Annotated in this window: 13 protein-coding genes, 1 tRNA gene and 4 pseudogenes; 12 read left to right on the top strand and 6 right to left on the bottom strand. The window is 58.1% G+C overall.

Annotated elements, in window-relative coordinates; translation table 11 throughout:
* Both EQV90_RS14665 and EQV90_RS14670 read left to right on the top strand, forming a co-directional pair.
* Positions 1 to 291, top strand: a pseudogene (locus tag EQV90_RS14665) (hypothetical protein); the annotation flags it as partial.
* Between the two features lie 686 nt (positions 292 to 977).
* The gene (locus EQV90_RS14670; protein ID WP_127196453.1) at positions 978 to 2,294 is read left to right on the top strand and encodes an MFS transporter; all 1,317 of its coding nucleotides are present in this window, start codon (positions 978 to 980) and stop codon (positions 2,292 to 2,294) included.
* 258 nt (positions 2,295 to 2,552) lie between these two features.
* Here EQV90_RS14670 and EQV90_RS14675 read toward each other — a convergent pair.
* Positions 2,553 to 2,804: pseudogene (locus tag EQV90_RS14675) on the bottom strand (hypothetical protein); the annotation flags it as partial.
* 1,049 nt (positions 2,805 to 3,853) lie between these two features.
* Positions 3,854 to 4,135: pseudogene (locus EQV90_RS14680) on the bottom strand (hypothetical protein); the annotation flags it as partial.
* 31 nt (positions 4,136 to 4,166) lie between these two features.
* Between EQV90_RS14680 and EQV90_RS14685 the strand changes: the two are divergent.
* Positions 4,167 to 4,307, top strand: a pseudogene (locus EQV90_RS14685) (integrase); the annotation flags it as partial.
* 76 nt (positions 4,308 to 4,383) lie between these two features.
* Here EQV90_RS14685 and EQV90_RS14690 read toward each other — a convergent pair.
* Positions 4,384 to 4,457: transfer RNA gene (locus EQV90_RS14690), tRNA-Cys, on the bottom strand.
* Positions 4,458 to 4,670: 213 nt separating this feature from the next.
* On the bottom strand, positions 4,671 to 5,240 hold the full coding sequence (locus EQV90_RS14695; protein ID WP_240878324.1) for an XRE family transcriptional regulator: 570 nt from the start codon (positions 5,238 to 5,240) through the stop codon (positions 4,671 to 4,673).
* Positions 5,241 to 5,351: 111 nt separating this feature from the next.
* Here EQV90_RS14695 and EQV90_RS14700 point away from each other — a divergent pair, with 111 nt between their 5' ends.
* The 7 genes from EQV90_RS14700 (at position 5,352) to EQV90_RS14730 (ending at position 12,527) form a co-directional block, all read left to right on the top strand.
* Positions 5,352 to 6,263 (top strand): DMT family transporter, encoded by a 912-nt coding sequence (locus EQV90_RS14700; RefSeq protein ID WP_240878337.1) that lies wholly within the window; start codon positions 5,352 to 5,354, stop codon positions 6,261 to 6,263.
* Between the two features lie 179 nt (positions 6,264 to 6,442).
* Positions 6,443 to 9,373, top strand: a complete 2,931-nt coding sequence (locus EQV90_RS14705) for a monovalent cation/H+ antiporter subunit A (RefSeq protein ID WP_240878325.1) — start codon at positions 6,443 to 6,445, stop codon at positions 9,371 to 9,373.
* Positions 9,373 to 9,717, top strand: a complete 345-nt coding sequence (locus tag EQV90_RS14710; protein WP_003446102.1) for a Na+/H+ antiporter subunit C — start codon at positions 9,373 to 9,375, stop codon at positions 9,715 to 9,717. Before EQV90_RS14705 ends, EQV90_RS14710 begins: the two co-directional genes overlap by 1 nt.
* A complete protein-coding gene (locus tag EQV90_RS14715) occupies positions 9,714 to 11,399 on the top strand; it encodes a monovalent cation/H+ antiporter subunit D (protein WP_003446105.1) in 1,686 nt (561 codons plus the stop codon). The genes EQV90_RS14710 and EQV90_RS14715 overlap by 4 nt, the downstream gene beginning before the upstream one ends.
* The gene (locus tag EQV90_RS14720; protein ID WP_003446107.1) at positions 11,396 to 11,884 is read left to right on the top strand and encodes a Na+/H+ antiporter subunit E; all 489 of its coding nucleotides are present in this window, start codon (positions 11,396 to 11,398) and stop codon (positions 11,882 to 11,884) included. The genes EQV90_RS14715 and EQV90_RS14720 overlap by 4 nt, the downstream gene beginning before the upstream one ends.
* Positions 11,881 to 12,159, top strand: a complete 279-nt coding sequence (locus EQV90_RS14725; RefSeq protein WP_003446108.1) for a K+/H+ antiporter subunit F — start codon at positions 11,881 to 11,883, stop codon at positions 12,157 to 12,159. Before EQV90_RS14720 ends, EQV90_RS14725 begins: the two co-directional genes overlap by 4 nt.
* On the top strand, positions 12,156 to 12,527 hold the full coding sequence (locus EQV90_RS14730; protein ID WP_003446109.1) for a Na+/H+ antiporter subunit G: 372 nt from the start codon (positions 12,156 to 12,158) through the stop codon (positions 12,525 to 12,527). Before EQV90_RS14725 ends, EQV90_RS14730 begins: the two co-directional genes overlap by 4 nt.
* 97 nt (positions 12,528 to 12,624) lie before the next feature.
* On the opposite strand, the gene EQV90_RS14735 is transcribed toward EQV90_RS14730, so the two are convergent.
* Together EQV90_RS14735 and EQV90_RS14740 are read right to left on the bottom strand one after the other, a co-directional pair.
* Entirely contained in the window at positions 12,625 to 14,115 is a 1,491-nt protein-coding gene (locus EQV90_RS14735; protein WP_240878326.1) for a DASS family sodium-coupled anion symporter, read from the bottom strand.
* Between the two features lie 163 nt (positions 14,116 to 14,278).
* Entirely contained in the window at positions 14,279 to 15,310 is a 1,032-nt protein-coding gene (locus tag EQV90_RS14740) for an Ldh family oxidoreductase (protein WP_003446114.1), read from the bottom strand.
* A 133-nt stretch (positions 15,311 to 15,443) separates the two neighbouring features.
* Between EQV90_RS14740 and EQV90_RS14745 the strand changes: the two genes are divergently transcribed.
* A complete protein-coding gene (locus EQV90_RS14745; protein ID WP_010656909.1) occupies positions 15,444 to 16,319 on the top strand; it encodes a MurR/RpiR family transcriptional regulator in 876 nt (291 codons plus the stop codon).
* Between the two features lie 13 nt (positions 16,320 to 16,332).
* Complete coding sequence (locus EQV90_RS14750; RefSeq protein ID WP_003446117.1) at positions 16,333 to 17,082, top strand: transporter substrate-binding domain-containing protein; 750 nt, start codon at positions 16,333 to 16,335, stop codon at positions 17,080 to 17,082.
* Positions 17,083 to 17,094 lie beyond the last annotated feature (12 nt).

Raw genomic sequence — 17,094 nt, forward strand, 5'->3', positions numbered from 1 at the left:
GCGGCGTCGGCGTTCCTGGCCGAGCAGCTCGCCACCCTTATCGTTGCTGTTAGTCATAAACATACCCGTTTGCCTATCCCTTATCTTAAGGGGGGAACGGTGTCCTGTCTTTCATGGGGCTCGTTCACACGGCACCAACCTGACGTCAGCCTGGAAGTTCTGGGCGGTAGTATCGCAACACCTGGTACCTACACTTACGCCGGGTTAGAAAAGCTTCGAAAGAATGGGGCAATGCTGGCTTGGAGAGAGGCATGTGATGAGGTGTTCGCGCGCCTGAAAAAGGACGCTTAGCATCAGCGTTCGCTGATGCCTGCTCATGGCCGATAGTGTTGAAAAAGTTGCACCGCTCAAACTGCCCGGAAATCGACCGGTGACAACTCCGTTTCTGCACGGGGCTACAAGAAAGCTGAGGCTGAGAGCCTCAGCCAAAAGTAAGGACTTCAATCTCGGATTGCATACGCCTCTGCCGTGGAACCCAAGGCCGACTTTACAACAGGATCGGCCGAAAGCAGCCTGACCGGACTACAAGACAGGTCGACACCACCCTCCCCTTGTAACAGGACTCCTACTTGTCCAAACATTATGGTTATCCAGGATGGCAGCATCGGGGATGACTAAAAGTTATCACTCAATCAGCAAGTGTCATTAGGCAGCAGCCTTTGGAAAAAATACAGTAACGCCCACGCGGTTTCTGAAGAACCGCCTACAAAAACAATCGGGCAAAGTTCGTGTTATTTGGATAGCGCTGCCACCCGAGACGAAATTCACCAGCAGAAAGTAGACGATCAGGCGGTCCTGACCCACAACCCTAAGATTTTTCAGTGGGTGGTTAAAGGTGGTCGCACGAAGGCAGACAAGGCCGGCGATCATTCGGGATGGTTCTACAAGGGCACCTGTCGCTTTGCGCGTAAAGGCAGGTGCAGTGGCACTCTCATGCTCTGTGCAACACCTTAAAAACAATAACCAATAGGTGCACCATGACTGCTGAAACCCTCTCGACCGCGCAATCGCGGGTCGAATTGCTGGACGATGTCCTATACCGCAAAGTGAACTGGCGGATCATACCGCTGTTTATTATTTGTTTCCTGTTTGCTTACCTGGATCGCGTCAATATCAGCTTCGCCAAATTACAGATGCAAAGCGATTTGGGATTCAGCGACACCGTTTATGGTCTTGGCGCGAGCCTGTTTTTTGTCGGCTACTTTCTGTTTGAAGTACCGAGCAATATTCTGCTTCACAAGATCGGTGCCCGGGTCTGGATTGCGAGGATCATGGTGAGTTGGGGCATTGCCTCGGCGTGCATGATGTTTGTGAGCGACGAGTTCTGGTTCTATACCCTGCGTTTTCTTATTGGTGTAATGGAAGCAGGGTTTGTGCCGGGCGTACTGTACTACTTTACCCAGTGGTATCCAGGTAATCGCCGGGGTCGGGTCAATGCCTATTTCAAGAGCTCGATCTGCCTGTGCGGAATCGTCGGAGGACCCTTGGCGGGCTTCATTCTGGGGCATTTCGACGGGATGTATGGCATGGCAGGGTGGAAGTGGCTGTTCCTGCTTGAAGGTTTGCCTTCGATAGTACTGGGCGTTGTGGTGCTGTGGCTGTTGAGTGACAAGATCGAAGATGCGTCGTGGCTAACGGCAGACGAAAAGCGCGTGCTGCTTGAGCGTATGGCGAGCGAGCCCAAACCTGATTCCTCCAGCCGCTTTTCGGATATCTGGAAGCACCCGGTCACCTACGTGATGTCGGCCATTTACCTTTGCCTGGTCATGGCCTTGACCGGCTTATTGTTCTGGATGCCGCAATTGATCAAAAGCGCCGGGGTGGCGGATACCTTCGATATTGGCTTGTTGACTATGATCCCGTATCTGATCGCGGCGGTAGGAAACCTGCTGATTGGCAGCAGCTCGGACAAACGTGGCGAACGTCGCTGGCATATGGCCGGTTGCGCGTCATTGACTGCTGGGGGTTATTTACTCTGCGCTTGGTTTCCTGGTCAGCTGTTGCCCCTGATGGCTGGGATGAGCATGATTCTCACCGGGATCATTGCCTGGATGCCGATTTTCTGGACCATTCCACCGCGGTTTCTCACCGGACTGGCAGCCGCAGCCGGGATCGCCTTGATCAACTCATTGGGCCAATTGGGCGGAATTATCGCCCCCTTCATGGTAGGGCGGATCAAAGACCTGACGGGTAGTGCAACGCCTGCCCTGTACATGCTCAGTGCCGTCTGCGTACTGGCCACTGTACTGGTGATCTGGGGGATCCCTGCCCGCTACTACCAAGTTAAGCAATGAGCCGTTCAATTGGGTTGGACCTGGAACCCCGTCTGCTGATTTGAGTCTCCAGTTTTCGGGCCATGCACACAGAAGCCTTGTGCACTTTTCCTGTGCCCCAGGCCGCAAACACAGGAAGGAACTAACCGGCCTCGGACTGACTCAGCACAGTGCCGGTTGGACCTTTTACGTAATTGCATGGACTTGACTCCCAGCTGCTTCTGAAAGGCCGCTGTGAATACATTGCGGGCCAGCTATTGGCCGCTTGCTGACGTCCATAACGCCGCCGGCGCCGGTGGTGGCTTGCACTCCTCCACTACCATTTGAACCGATGGCGTCGAGCTGGACTGACAGCCGCAGGTCAGCAGTAGCAAGGCGATCACGCAGGCGTGCCTGTTTGGTTTGTTCATCGGTCAGGGCTCGGTAACGGGCTTGGTCGCTGGCTGCCAGCCATTGCTCCAGGGCAAAGCGTTTATCTTGCTCCTCGAGGACCACTGCTGAGTTTGCATTGGCCATATTAGCTAACTCCAATTGATGGGCAGCCCTTAGGTCGGCCAGTTGTTCTCCGTAGCGCCATGCGTCCACTTTCCATAACGACCTTGACCAAAAAAAAGCTGAAGCTTTGGCGTTGACCTGTTGCCAGCCAACGAAGGACTTTGATTGGTACTCGGTGGGGAATGTGGAAAACCAGGGGCCCGAGCTGGTCAGGCCGCTGAAGTCTTAACACGGGAATTTGCAGTGGCAGAGGTACTTCGCAGATTTAATGCATACTTCTTAACAGACTCGCTTTAACGCCCTTTTTTTACTCCATAACAGAATATATGCCCGTACTTATTTCCTGGAGTACCATCAGGCTTTAATGTCTCCTCAGCACATCGGTAGCCAAGTTCGACCATTCTGCTTTTGGCTACATTCCTATACTGAGTGGAACCAGAATAAAAAACAGTCTTTCCGCCTGGTTTCAAAAGTTTGTCAGCTGCATCGATCCACAAACGTATATGCTGATCCGAAAAGGGCTGAGCTGGCCCGCGATTAAGATACTCAAAATCAACTTGATCAAATCTTCCGTAGCCATACTGGCCTAACTCGGTCCCCTGAAACGTTACCAGATCAATGACCAGATCAGCACCCGCATCAGCGCTAACGTCCAAAGTAAAGTCTCTACTGTGGGCCCTACCCAGAGAGCAGGCAATGCCAGGTATCGTCATTGCACCGCTTCCCATGGTTACGTGCTGGGGAGTGGTGCCACAACCGACTATGAGCACTTTCCGAGAGTTGGCCGGCCGGCCCAGATATTCGAGTACTGACCAACGACCACGCACTGCACTATCCAAAGGCATCAATATTCCTTAGTTTAAAAATAACACTCTAAAAAACTATTTACACATCATTCAAACACCAACAAGCGTGAGCACGGTACAGCAAGCAAACCTCAACACAATAAGAACACTCCTAAACACCAAGCCTCTAGTTGGCTTTTGGTTATAACTGATAGCCAACTAACGTCCTGAAACTGCAGGCATTAGTGCGATATCGATACTTGGATTGAACGCTTAAGCTCCCAGTGTCAGTCACTACTTTCATTTCTTGCCTGAAACCTCTTTTGCGAAGGCCTGACAAGCCTGCAGCGCGATCAGTCCTTGATCGTCGTCGCCGGTGATCCCGATAATTCGTTGAGCATGCTCTGGGGCAAGTTGGGCTCTCGCGGTTCCATAAACCACGCCGCCGGCGCCGGTGGTGGCTTGCACTCCTCCACTACCATTTGAGCCTATGGCGTCGAGCAGGACTGACAGCCGCAGGTCAGCAGTAGCAAGGCGATCACGCAGGCGTGCCTGTTTGGTTTGTTCATCGGTCAGGGCTCGGTCAACTTCTTCAGCCCTCACTCGTACTGCGCAGTTTCGTGATATCAGGCCAAAGGCTGCGTCGGGAGTTGCAGATATTTCGGAGGCGAGCGCGCTTCTTGGGCACTCAAAAGAATGGATTACGGAACGGATTTACCGGCGTATCGGAGCAGTCGCCAAGCCCGCAAAGTGAAGTAGTTATGCAACACTTCACTTTCCTGCGGCCAATAAAAAACCCCGCAGACCTTGATCTGCGGGGCTTTCGAATGTGGAGGCCGAAGCCGGAATCGAACCGGCGTGGGCGGATTTGCAATCCGCTGCATAACCATTTTGCTATTCGGCCAATTGTGCGTGACGCTTCATGAGAAACATCAAATACAAAGGTTGCTGCTGCGATTTTATCGCTACAAGCATTTGATTCTTCAGCGATTCAGGTTGTTGCCCCGAGCTGATGGCGCGCATTATGTACTAGAAGATCGAAGCTGGCAACCCCCTGAATTCTAATAATTTTTAGTTAATTGACCAGCCCTCGCCATGGCTCGCCCGACGCCTGCGCTCATATCACTACGTTACGGATAAAGCGCACAACCACGTCGCCTTCGTTTCTGTAGGAGTGCGGTTTGTTGCTGGCGTACATGTAGAACTCTCCGGCGCTGAAACGTAATGCCTGTTCGCTTATGACCAGGGTCAAACACCCTTCGAATACGTACAGCTGTTCACTCCAACCCTCGGCATCGGCATCGGCTTGGGACTGGTATTCCTCGCCCGGTTCCAGCGTCCATTCCCACAGCTCTACTTCTCTTGAAGCTACAGCCTTGGCTAATAACACGGCCTTGCTTCCCGGGCCGGTACCTGTCCAGGCCACTTCATTGATGCGGCTCGGGTCGGCAGAGCCCGGTGCCTGGATCAAGTCGCTGAAAGCAACATTGAGCGCTTCGGCGACCCGGTCCAGGGTGCTGAGGCTGACGTTCTTTTCGCCCGCCTCTATAGCTACCAGCATCCGCCGACTTACTCCCGACAGCTCGGCCAGTGCACTTTGGCTGAGGAGTGCGACCAGCCTCAGGCGCCGGACGTTCTGGCTGACGTGTTGTAACACCGACGCACGTTGTGAATTTTCTTTGGGCACTATATTGCTCACCTTGTGGGACTGCGCAGTATACTGCTCAGCTTTGACGCATTGTGCGTCTCTCTTCCGGCAGCGTGCAAGGCTATGACAACGTTGAAACCTTCAAAATTGATGTCTTTGACCTCCCGTTTCAGCAAGGCCGAATGTGTGCTGGTGCTGATTACCATGGTTTGGGGCGTCACTTTTCTATTAGTGCAGCATGCACTGACGTCCAGCGGACCGATGTTTTTTGTGGGGCTGCGCTTTGCTGCCGCCGCGCTGATTGTTTCTCTGTTTTCAATTCGCAGTCTGCGCGGCATTACCCTGTTTGAACTCAAGGCCGGGGTGTTTATCGGGGTGTCTATCATGCTCGGTTATGGCTTGCAGACCATTGGCCTGCAGACTATTCCCAGTAGTCAGTCGGCTTTTATTACAGCGTTGTATGTACCTTTCGTACCGCTGCTGCAGTGGTTGGTGCTGGGACGCCGACCCGGGCTGATGCCAAGTCTGGGTATTGTCCTGGCGTTCACCGGGCTGATGCTGCTGTCAGGCCCGAGCGGTGCGTCCCTTGACTTCAGCCCTGGCGAGATCGCGACACTAATCAGCGCCATCGCCATAGCGGCAGAAATAATCCTGATCAGCGCCTATGCTGGCAAAGTCGATGTTCGACGGGTCACGGTGGTGCAACTCAGTACTGCGTCGATTCTGGCTTTCCTGATGACTATTCCTACCGGTGAGACCGCTCCCGATTTCTCATGGCTTTTGTTAGCCAGCGCCGTAGGCTTGGGCGCTGCAAGTGCGGTAATTCAGGTAGCAATGAACTGGGCCCAGAAGAGCGTTTCCCCCACCCGCGCCACGCTCATTTATGCAGGTGAACCGGTGTGGGCCGGCATCGCCGGACGTCTGGGCGGGGAGCGTTTGCCGGGTATCGCCTTGTTGGGTGCGGTATTGATTGTTGCAGCGGTGATCGTCAGTGAGTTAAAAACAAAGGGTAAAGCGCCCGACCCGTTGGAAGACAAGCAAGGCAATGAAGCATGCGACTGAAGCGCACGCGCTGATACTGAAAGCAAAGACTCACACTCTGGAGTGTTCATACAGGGAAGATGCCGCGCCGCGCCACTTGCGTTTGCACACATTTTGTAGGATTCATCTACAGCTTCTTTGTTGGTGATATACAAGTCGCCACGTATGATCGCTCACAAACTCCTGCAGATTAGAAGCCTATGTCCCTGATAGTTCTACTGCTTCTGCCATTTATCGGCAGCTGTCTGGCGGCTGTTTTGCCGCACAACGCACGTAACAGTGCATCACTGCTGGCCGGTCTGATTGCTCTGATCGGTACCATTCAAGTAGCCCTGCTCTATCCGCAAATTGCCCATGGCGGGGTGATTCGCGAAGAGTTCATGTGGCTGCCCAGTCTCGGCCTGAATTTTGTGCTGCGGCTGGACGGTTTCGCCTGGCTGTTCTCGATTCTGGTGCTGGGCATCGGCACGCTGGTGTCGCTGTACGCCCGTTATTACATGTCACCCGAAGACCCGGTGCCGCGCTTCTTTGCTTTTTTCCTGGCGTTCATGGGCGCCATGCTCGGCCTGGTGGTGTCCGGCAACCTGATCCAGATGGTGTTTTTCTGGGAGCTCACCAGCCTCTTCTCTTTCTTGCTGATTGGATATTGGCACCACCGCTCAGATGCCCGACGCGGCGCCTATATGGCGCTGATGGTTACCGGTGCGGGCGGATTGTGCTTGCTGGCGGGGGTCATGCTGCTTGGCCATGTCGTCGGCAGCTACGATCTGGATGCAGTGCTGGTCGCCGGCGACAAGATTCGCGCCCACAGCCTGTATCCCGTTCTGCTCCCGCTTATCCTGATCGGCGCCCTGAGTAAAAGTGCGCAATTCCCGTTTCACTTCTGGCTGCCCCACGCGATGGCAGCACCCACTCCGGTTTCGGCTTATCTGCACTCGGCAACCATGGTCAAGGCCGGGGTGTTCCTGCTCGCCCGGCTCTGGCCCTCGCTGTCGGGCAGTGAAGAGTGGTTCTGGATTGTCAGCGGCGCCGGGGCCTGCACCCTGGTGCTGGGCGCCTACTGCGCGATGTTTCAAAACGACCTCAAAGGCTTGCTGGCCTATTCAACCATCAGCCACCTTGGCCTGATTACCCTGCTGCTGGGCCTCAACAGCCCACTGGCGGCGGTCGCTGCGGTGTTCCACATTCTCAACCATGCGACCTTCAAGGCGTCGCTGTTCATGGCGGCAGGCATCATCGACCACGAAAGTGGTACTCGGGATATTCGCAAGCTCAGCGGCCTGTTCAGACTCATGCCCTATACCGCGACCCTGGCCATGGTGGCCAGCGCCTCGATGGCAGGTGTACCGCTGCTTAACGGGTTTCTGTCCAAAGAGATGTTCTTCGCCGAAACCGTGTTCATCAACTCCACGGCCTGGGTTGAAATTGCCCTGCCCGTAATCGCAACCATCGCCGGTACATTCAGCGTGGCCTATGCCCTGCGCTTTACCGTTGATGTGTTTTTCGGTCCGCCTCCCACCGACCTGCCCCTGACTCCCCACGAGCCGCCACGCTGGATGCGGGCCCCGGTGGAGCTGCTGGTGTTCACCTGTCTGATGGTCGGGATCTTCCCGGCACAAACCGTCGGCCCGTTGCTGGCGGCTGCCGCGCAACCGGTGGTGGGCGGCGAACTGCCTGAATACAGCCTGGCGATCTGGCACGGCCTGAATGCACCGATGATCATGAGCCTGATCGCAATGTCCTGCGGCATCCTGCTGTATGTGGTGCTGCGTAAACAGCTCAAACTCGGCCGTTATCCGCTGCCGCCGCTAATCACGTATTTCAATGGCAAGCGTTTCTTCGAGCGCTGCCTGGTGGTGATCATGCGCTGGGCGCGCCGCATTGAGCGACGCATCAGCACTCAGCGCCTGCAAACCCAGCTGTTCGTGTTGATTCTGGCTGCCGTGATCGCGGGCCTGATTCCGATGCTCTACAGCGGCCTGACCTGGGGCGACCGGCCGAAAATACCGGGGTCGACTGTGTTCGTGACCCTATGGCTGCTGGCTATAGCCTGCGCCCTGGGCGCTGCCTGGCAAGCCAAATACCACCGTCTGGCAGCCCTGACCATGGTCAGCGTGTGCGGCCTGATGACCTGTGTGACCTTTGTCTGGTTCTCCGCACCTGACCTGGCGCTGACCCAGCTGGTAGTCGAAGTGGTCACCACGGTCCTTATCCTGCTCGGGTTGCGCTGGTTGCCGCGGCGGATAGAAGAAGTCTCGCCACTACCGGGGACATTGCGCAAAGCGCAGATCCGCCGTTTGCGTGACTTGCTGCTGTCGGCCGCAGTCGGCGGCGGTATGGCCATGCTGTCCTACGCCATGCTCACCCGCCAGACCCCGAACGACACGTCGTCTTTCTACCTGAGCCGGGCTTTGCCGGATGGCGGCGGAAGCAATGTGGTGAATGTGATGCTGGTGGATTTCCGGGGCTTCGACACCCTGGGTGAAATCACCGTGCTGGCAGCCGTGGCACTCACCGTTTTTGCCCTGCTGCGTCGCTTCCGCCCGCCCAAAGAGAGCATGCAGCTGCCTTCCCAGCAGCGTCTGCTGGCCAAGGACGTAATGACCGATCTGGTCAACCCGCGCAGTGCCAGCGACACCGCCCTGGGCTTCATGATGGTGCCCGCGGCGCTGGTGCGCCTGCTGTTGCCGATTGCCTTCGTGGTGTCGATGTATCTGTTCATGCGCGGCCACAACCAGCCGGGCGGCGGCTTTGTTGCCGGCCTGGTGATGTCCGTGGCGTTCATCTTGCAATACATGGTGGCAGGCACCCAGTGGGTCGAGGCGCAAATGAGCCTGCGGCCGCTGCGCTGGATGGGCACCGGCCTGTTGTGCGCCACCCTCACCGGGCTCGGCGCAATTCCTCTGGGCTATCCGTTCCTGACCACCCACACGGCACACTTCAGCTTGCCGCTGCTGGGTGACATCCATATCGCCAGCGCCCTGTTCTTTGATATCGGCGTTTATGCCGTCGTGGTCGGCGCCACGCTGCTGATCCTCACGGCACTGGCTCACCAGTCGGTCCGGGCCCATCGCCCGAGCAATCAGCCTGCCTCTCAACCCGCCACTCAACCCAGGACGGGAGCTGCCTGATGGAAGAAGTCATCGCTATCGCAATCGGCGTACTCGCCGCGTCCGGAACCTGGCTGGTGCTGCGCCCGCGGACCTTCCAGGTGGTCATGGGCCTGTGCCTGCTGTCGTACGGGGTCAACCTGTTCATTTTCAGCATGGGCAGCCTGTTTATCGGCAAGGAGCCGGTGATCAAGGACGGCGTGCCCCAGGACCTGCTCAACTACACAGACCCGTTGCCCCAGGCCCTGGTACTCACCGCAATCGTCATCAGCTTTGCCATGACCGCCCTGTTTCTGGTGGTCTTGCTGGCCTCCCGGGGCCTGACCGGTACCGACCACGTCGATGGCCGGGAGCCTAAAGAATGAATTTGATGCCGCATCTGATCGTCGCGCCCATTCTGTTACCGCTGCTCACCGCAGCCTGCATGCTGTTGCTGGGAGAAAAACGCCGCCCGCTCAAAGCCCGGATCAACCTGATCTCGACTTTTATGGGCCTGGGCATCTCCGTGCTGTTGTTGCTATGGACCCAGCAGCAACCGCTGCCGTCAGCGATTGGCGTGTACCTGCCCAGCAACTGGCAAGTACCGTTCGGGATCGCCCTGGTGGTTGATCGCCTGTCGGCGCTGATGCTGGTGTTGACCGGCATCATCGCCAGCTGCGCGCTGCTGTTCGCCATGGCCCGCTGGGACCGCGCCGGGGCCAGCTTCCACGCACTGTTCCAGATCCAGCTGATGGGCCTGTACGGTGCCTTCCTGACCGCCGACATCTTCAACCTGTTCGTGTTTTTCGAAGTATTGCTGGCCGCCTCCTACGGACTGATGCTCCACGGCTCCGGCAAGGCCCGGGTGTCTGCGGGCCTGCACTACATCTCGATCAACCTGCTGGCGTCATCCCTGTTCCTGATCGGTGCGGCATTGATTTATGGCGTCACCGGTACCCTGAACATGGCCGATCTGGCGCTGAAAATCCCGCTGGTGCCCGAGGCAGACCGCGGCTTGCTGCATGCCGGCGCCGCCATTCTGGCCATCGCCTTTCTGGCCAAGGCCGGCATGTGGCCGCTGAACTTCTGGCTGGTTCCGGCCTACTCGGCAGCCAGTGCCCCGGTCGCCGCCCTGTTCGCGATCATGACCAAAGTCGGCATTTACACAGTTCTGCGCTTGTGGACCCTGCTGTTTTCCGGTCAGGCCGGAGCGTCGGCCTACTTTGCCGGTGACTGGCTGATATACGGCGGCATGGCGACCATCGTCTGTGCTGCCATTGCCATACTGGCCGCCCAACGCCTTGAGCGGATGGCCAGCCTGAGCATTCTGGTGTCGGCGGGCATCCTGCTGTCGGCCGTGGGTTTCGCCCAACCCAACCTGACCGCTGCCGCGCTGTTCTATCTGGTCAGCTCCTCCCTTGCCTTGTGCGCCTTGTTCCTGCTGGCCGAGCTGATCGAACGCTCGCGCTCCTCCAACGAGATGCTGCTTGAGGACGATGCCGGGCAACTGCCCGCCCTGATGGAGTCGTTGAATCCGCCGCGGGGCACCAATCTGGATGACGAGCAAAAAGCCGTGGTCGGCCAAATCATTCCCTGGACCATGGCCTTCCTGGGCCTGAGCTTTATCGCCTGTGCCCTGTTGATTATCGGCATGCCGCCGCTGTCCGGGTTCATCGGCAAGCTCGGCCTGCTCAATGCCCTGCTTAACCCGGCTGGCCTGGGTAACACCGCTGACGCTCCAGTCTCGACCGCTGCCTGGGGCCTGTTTGCGCTGCTGATCTTCTCGGGTCTGGCCTCTTTGATTGCCTTCGCGCGCATGGGTATCCAGCGCTTCTGGACACCCATCGAGCGCCCGTCGCCGCTGCTGCGTCGCTTCGAATACCTGCCCATCGTGTTGTTGATCGGACTCTGTGTGGTCCTGACGTTCAAGGCCGAGCCCGTATTGCGTTATACCCATGATGCCGCTGACACCCTGAACAATCCCGAGCGCTATGTGATGGCCGTTATTGGCACCCGCCCGGTACCCGGCCCCGAAGCCAAAGCGGCGCTACAGGAGGTACAACCATGAAGCGCCTGTTTCCGGCTCCCTGGCTGTCACTTGCGCTGTGGCTGCTGTGGCTGGTGCTCAACCTGTCATTGAGCGCCGGCAATCTGCTGCTTGGTGCTGCGCTGGGCTTTCTGGCCCCGTTGATGTTCGCGCCCCTGCGGCCGCTGCCCATCCATATTCGCCGGCCCGGCGTGGTCATCAAGCTGTTCTTTGTGGTGGGCCGCGATGTGGTGGCATCCAATATCGCAGTCGCCCGGGGCGTGCTCATGGCCGGCAAGAAACCGCCCCGCTCACGCTTCATCAAGATCCCCCTGGATCTGCGCGATGCCAACGGCCTGGCCGCCTTGTCGATGATTACCACCGTGGTGCCCGGCACTATCTGGTCGGAGCTGGCGCTGGACCGCAGCGTACTGCTGCTGCATGTGTTCGACCTGGATGACGAAGCGCAGTTTATCCGGCATTTCAAAGACACCTACGAACGCCCCCTGATGGAGATCTTTGAATGAGTGCCCTGCTCTCCAATGCCATCCTCACCAGCCTGTTCCTGTTCAGCCTGGCGATGGTCCTGACCGTGATCCGGCTGTTCAAGGGGCCGTCGGCCCAGGACCGGGTTCTGGCGCTGGACTACCTGTATATCCTCGCCATGCTGGTGATGCTGGTACTGGGTATCCGTTATGCCAGTGACACCTACTTTGAGGGCGCACTGCTGATTGCCCTGTTCGGCTTTGTCGGCTCTTTTGCACTGGCCAAATTCCTGCTGCGTGGCGAGGTGATCGAATGAATTCAGTCAGCGAGTTATCGCTCTGGATCGAAATACCGGTGGCAGTGCTGCTGGTTCTGAGTAGTCTGTTTGCCTTGTGCGGTGCTATCGGGCTGCTGCGCCTGAAAGACTTTTTCCAGCGCATGCACCCGCCGGCACTGGCCTCGACCCTGGGCGCGTGGTGCGTGGCACTGGCGTCGATCCTGTACTTCTCGGCACTCAAATCGACACCGGTGCTGCACGCCTGGCTGATCCCGATTTTGCTGGCGATTACCGTACCGGTGACCACCTTGCTGCTGGCGCGCACCTCGCTGTTCCGCAAGCGCATAGCGGGCGAAGATGTACCGCCCGAAGTCAGCAGTGGCGGACGCAGCGAAGGCGGAAACTAACCCGGGCCTGGGGGAGCGAGCTTGTCTCGCGATGTTTTGGGCGTCGCGAAGAAGAGCTCGCGAGCAAGCTCGCTCCTACAGGTGAGCTCGCTTCTGCTTACATCCAGCCCAGCCAGCTCCAGTAGGTTGCGCCAAACAGCAGCATCAGCAAATAACCCACCGCCGTGACGATCAGCCCGACCTTGGCGAATTGTTTGGCGGTGAAGGTTTGCGTGCCCAGGCACACCATGTTTTGCGGAGCGTTGATCGGCAGGATAAACCCGTAGCTGACCACAAAGCCCAGAAGCATGGTCATGCCCAACCGGTTGAATTCACCCGGCAAGGTTTGCAGCACCGCAATCAGAATCGGCAGCAAGGCCGAGGTCAACGCAGTCGCACTGGCAAACCCCAGGTGAATCAAAATCAGGAACGCCCCCAGAATCGCAAAGATCCCCAGCGGCCCCACTTGATCCAGCCCGGTGTGGTTCACCACCTGCGCCCCCAGCCATTGCCCGGCCTGGGTGGTGAGCAAGGCGGTACCAAGACTGATCCCGACCCCGAACACAATCACCGTGCCCCAGGGGATTCGCGACTGCACGTCTTTCCAGGTCATCACTCCAAAACGCGGCAACAGCAAAAACACCAACCCGGCGTAGGTGGTCGAGGTGGTGTCGAAACTGTGCAGCTTGCCTTCGGTGGCCCAAGCCAGCAGCAAGGCCACAGAGACCGCCATCAGACGTTTCTGTGGCCCGGTCATCGGCCCCAGTTCGGCCAGGGACTTTTCGACCGCTTCTTTGCCGCCGGGAATGCTGTCGCTTTCGGGAGGCAGCAACTTGAGCACCACAAACAGCAACACCCCCGACATGATGATGGCCCAGGGCGCCCCGGCAATCAGCCAGTCGAGCCAGTTCACCCGCGTGCCCAGCATCTTGTCCATAAAACCCACGGTCAGCAGGTTCTGCGCTGCTGCGGTTTGAATCCCGACGTTCCAGATACTGGTGCCCTGGGCCACCACAATCATGATTCCTGCTGCGATGTTCGAGCGCTTGTCCACGCCAAACGCCAAGATCACCCCCATCATGATCGGCACCACACAAGCGCTGCGGGCCGTGGCGCTGGGTACCACCAGGCTGAGCAGGATGGTGACCGCAATCGCCCCCAGCAGGATGCGTCGGGTGCTGGTACCGATACGTGACAGGGTGACCAGGGCAATACGCCGGTCCAGACCGGTATGGGTCATGGCCGCCGCGATAAACAGCGCACCGGCCACCAGCGCCAGCGCGGCATTGGAGAAACCGGTCAGGGCCATGGTGATGCCGGCAGAAGTGCCGTAAAGCTGCGACGGGTCTTGCAGGGTGGGCGCCATGCCAATCAGAAACGCCATCAGCGACGTGATCATGATGGCGCTGGCTTCATAGGACACCGCCTCGGTGATCCACACCACCACGGCAAACGCCAGAATCGCCAGCATGCGGTGGCCGGCAACCGGTAGATCGGCAGGCAATGGCAGCAGCAAAATACCTATCATCACCAGGACCGCAATCACCAGGCCTATGGGCAGTTTTGCTTTCGCCGTTACAGGCTCCGGGGTGGTTGCAGGGGCATTCATGGCCAGTTCCTTATGCTTGAAGTCCTGTGCAGCATAGGCCCGTGGCGCAAGGGAGGTGTTGATGCTTGTCAGCTGTATCTATATGCAGGAGCGAGCTTTTGGGTCGTAACGACCAAGAGCTCGCGAGCAAGCTCGCTCCTACGGGGTTTGGGTGTGCGGGATATTACTGCGCCAGTGCGCGCAATCTGGCCAGTTCTTCGGCAGCCATCGGGATCCCTTCGCCCACCGATTTGGCGCGCTCGATAAAGCGCCGGTCACCCGGCATACGCTCAAGACCCACGGCATGCATCTGGCGCACCAGTTCTGCGCTGCGCTGGGCGAAGCTGTTACCGCCGGACTTGGTCGGATCGATGACGATCAACAGTTGTCCGGTCCAGGGGGTTTGCGCACCGGGGTGTTGCTTCCAGTCGAACTCGAACGAGAAGTTGCCACCGGTCAACGCTGCCGCCAGCAGTTCGACCATCATCGACAGCGCCGAACCTTTATGCCCGCCGAAGGGCAGCAAGGCACCTCCGTCCAGAATCTCTTTCGGGTTTTGCGTCGGCTCGCCATGCTTGTCCACCCCCATGCCGGCCGGCAGGCTGTGGTCCTTGCGCGCGGCAATTTGTACATCGCCGTGGGCAATGGCACTGGTGGCCAGGTCAAAGACGATCGGGTGGCCGCCGGCACAGGGGGCGGCGAAGGCAATGGGGTTGGTACCGAACAGCGGCTTTTGCGCACCATGGGGCACCACGCAGGTCATGCTGTTGACCACGCTCAATGCCACCAGGCCTTCTTCGGCAAACGGCTCGACATCGGGCCAGAGCGCCGCAAAGTGATGGGAGTTGCGGATCGCCAGCACTGCAATCCCGGCACTGCGGGCCTTTTCCACCAGCAATTCACGCGCCGCTGCCAAGGCCGGCTGGGCAAAGCCGTTGGCCGCATCCACGCGGATAAAGCCCGAGGCCACGTCTTCAACCTGCGGCACGGCCTGGCCGTCGACCCAGTTACTTGCCAGGGAGGCCAGGTAACCCGGGATACGGAACACACCGTGGCTGTAGGAACCGTCGCGCTGAGCCCGGGCGCAGTTGTCTGCCAATACCTGCGCCACGGCCCGGGAGGTGCCGTGACGCTCAAAGATCTGTTGCAGCAAGGCGGTCAGTTCGCTGAGGTTCAGCGACTCCATAGCCTGGGACGAGGTAGCGGGCTGGGACATTCTGGCGCTCCAATCTAGTTATTTTTATGCTCGGCCAACTATCCTGCGATGACAGTTATCTGTCAATTCTTGACTTAATGACAGAAAACATTCACTTTCTGCAACGCGCTGAAACAACAACAGGAAAGCAGCCGTGAGCCAGTCGATTAAACAACGCCTAGAAAGCAGTCTGTCAACCGCCGCCCCTTCGGGCCGGGCGATTGCCAGTTATATGCTGGCCAATCTTTACGAGCTGCCGTTTCAGACCGCTGCCGACATTGCCGCCAGGCTGGGTGTCAGCGAGTCCAGTGTCGGGCGCTTTTGCCGCGCGCTGGGCTACAGCCATTTCAAAGACCTGAAGAACGATCTCAAGGACGACCTGGGCGACGGCCCGTGGCTGGTGGGTGATCGTCTGCAGGAATTCCGCCAGCAATCGAGCCAGGGGCCCCAGGGGTTACCGCGCAGCTTTGAGCTGGAAGTCGGCGCCCTGGTCAAGGTTTACGAATACAGCCTCACCCCGCAATGGCAAGCCGTAAGCCAGCGCCTGGCCACCCGGCGCAAGGTGTTCGTGGCCGGCTTCCAGACCGAACGCGGGATCGCCGCGTCCATGGTGCATTTGCTGCAATACCTGCGCGATGGCGTGCAACTGGTGGACGGCGCCGCCGGGCATTACGCCGACGTGCTGCTGTGCCCACCCGAGGACTGCGCCCTGGTGGTATTCGAGGCCCGGCGCTATTCGCGCCACGCCCAACTGTTATGCCGCAAGGCGCGCGAGGCTGGCATTGCCGTCACCCTGGTGACCGACACTTTTTGCGACTGGGCCGAGCAGAACGCCGACGAAGTGTTTCGTGTACCGACCGAATTCAATCTGTTCTGGGAATCCACCGCAGCGATGCTGTCGCTGGTGCACCTGCTGATCAACGAAGTGTGCAAACAACTGGGGCCGGACGTGGAGAAGCGTCTTGAGGCTACCGCGGCCTTACACAATGAGTTCGTGGGCTACACATCCTCACCCGGATCAAAACAATAAAACGAGGTGCTAGATGAAACACGTCATTCGCTTTGCCAGTGCATGTGCAATGGTTGTCGCCTTCGCGTCCAACGCCCAGGCCGACAAACTGACAATCGCCACGGAAGGCGCCTACCCTCCGTTTAACTACGTTGACTCCGACAACAAGCTGCACGGCTTTGACGTCGATATCACCGAAGAAGTGTGCAAGCGCATGGGCGCCGAGTGCACCATCGTGGCCCAGGACTGGGACGGGATCATCGCCGGCCTGATGGCGAAGAAATACGACGCCATTGTCGCGTCCATGATCGTCAACGAAGAGCGCAAAAAGAAGATCGCGTTCACCAATCACTACTACCGCACTCCGCTGTCCATTGCCGTGCCCAAAGACTCTGACATCACCGATGCCCAGTCCGACTTCGCCGGTAAAACCGTAGGTGCCCAGAGCGCCGCCACCCAAAGCATCTATGCCGAAGAGCACTACAAAAAGGCTGATCTGAAGCTGTATCCAACCCTGGATGAAGCCAACAGCGAGCTGGAAAACGAACGGGTCGATGTGGTGATTGCCGACAAATTCCCGCTGCTGGAGTGGGTCAATAAAACCGGCAAGGACTGCTGCAAAATCATTGGTGACGTCAACGGCACCATGGCCGATGCCTCGATTGCGGTACGCAAGGAAGACAACGCCCTGCGTGAGCGCTTCAACAAGGCGCTGGACGAGATCGTTGCCGACGGCACCTATAAAAAGATCTCCAGCAAGTACTTCGACTTCGACATTTACTGAGTCGCCCGCCCT

This window comes from Pseudomonas sp. TMW22089 (genome assembly GCF_022496645.1).
Lineage (GTDB): Bacteria > Pseudomonadota > Gammaproteobacteria > Pseudomonadales > Pseudomonadaceae > Aquipseudomonas > Aquipseudomonas paraversuta.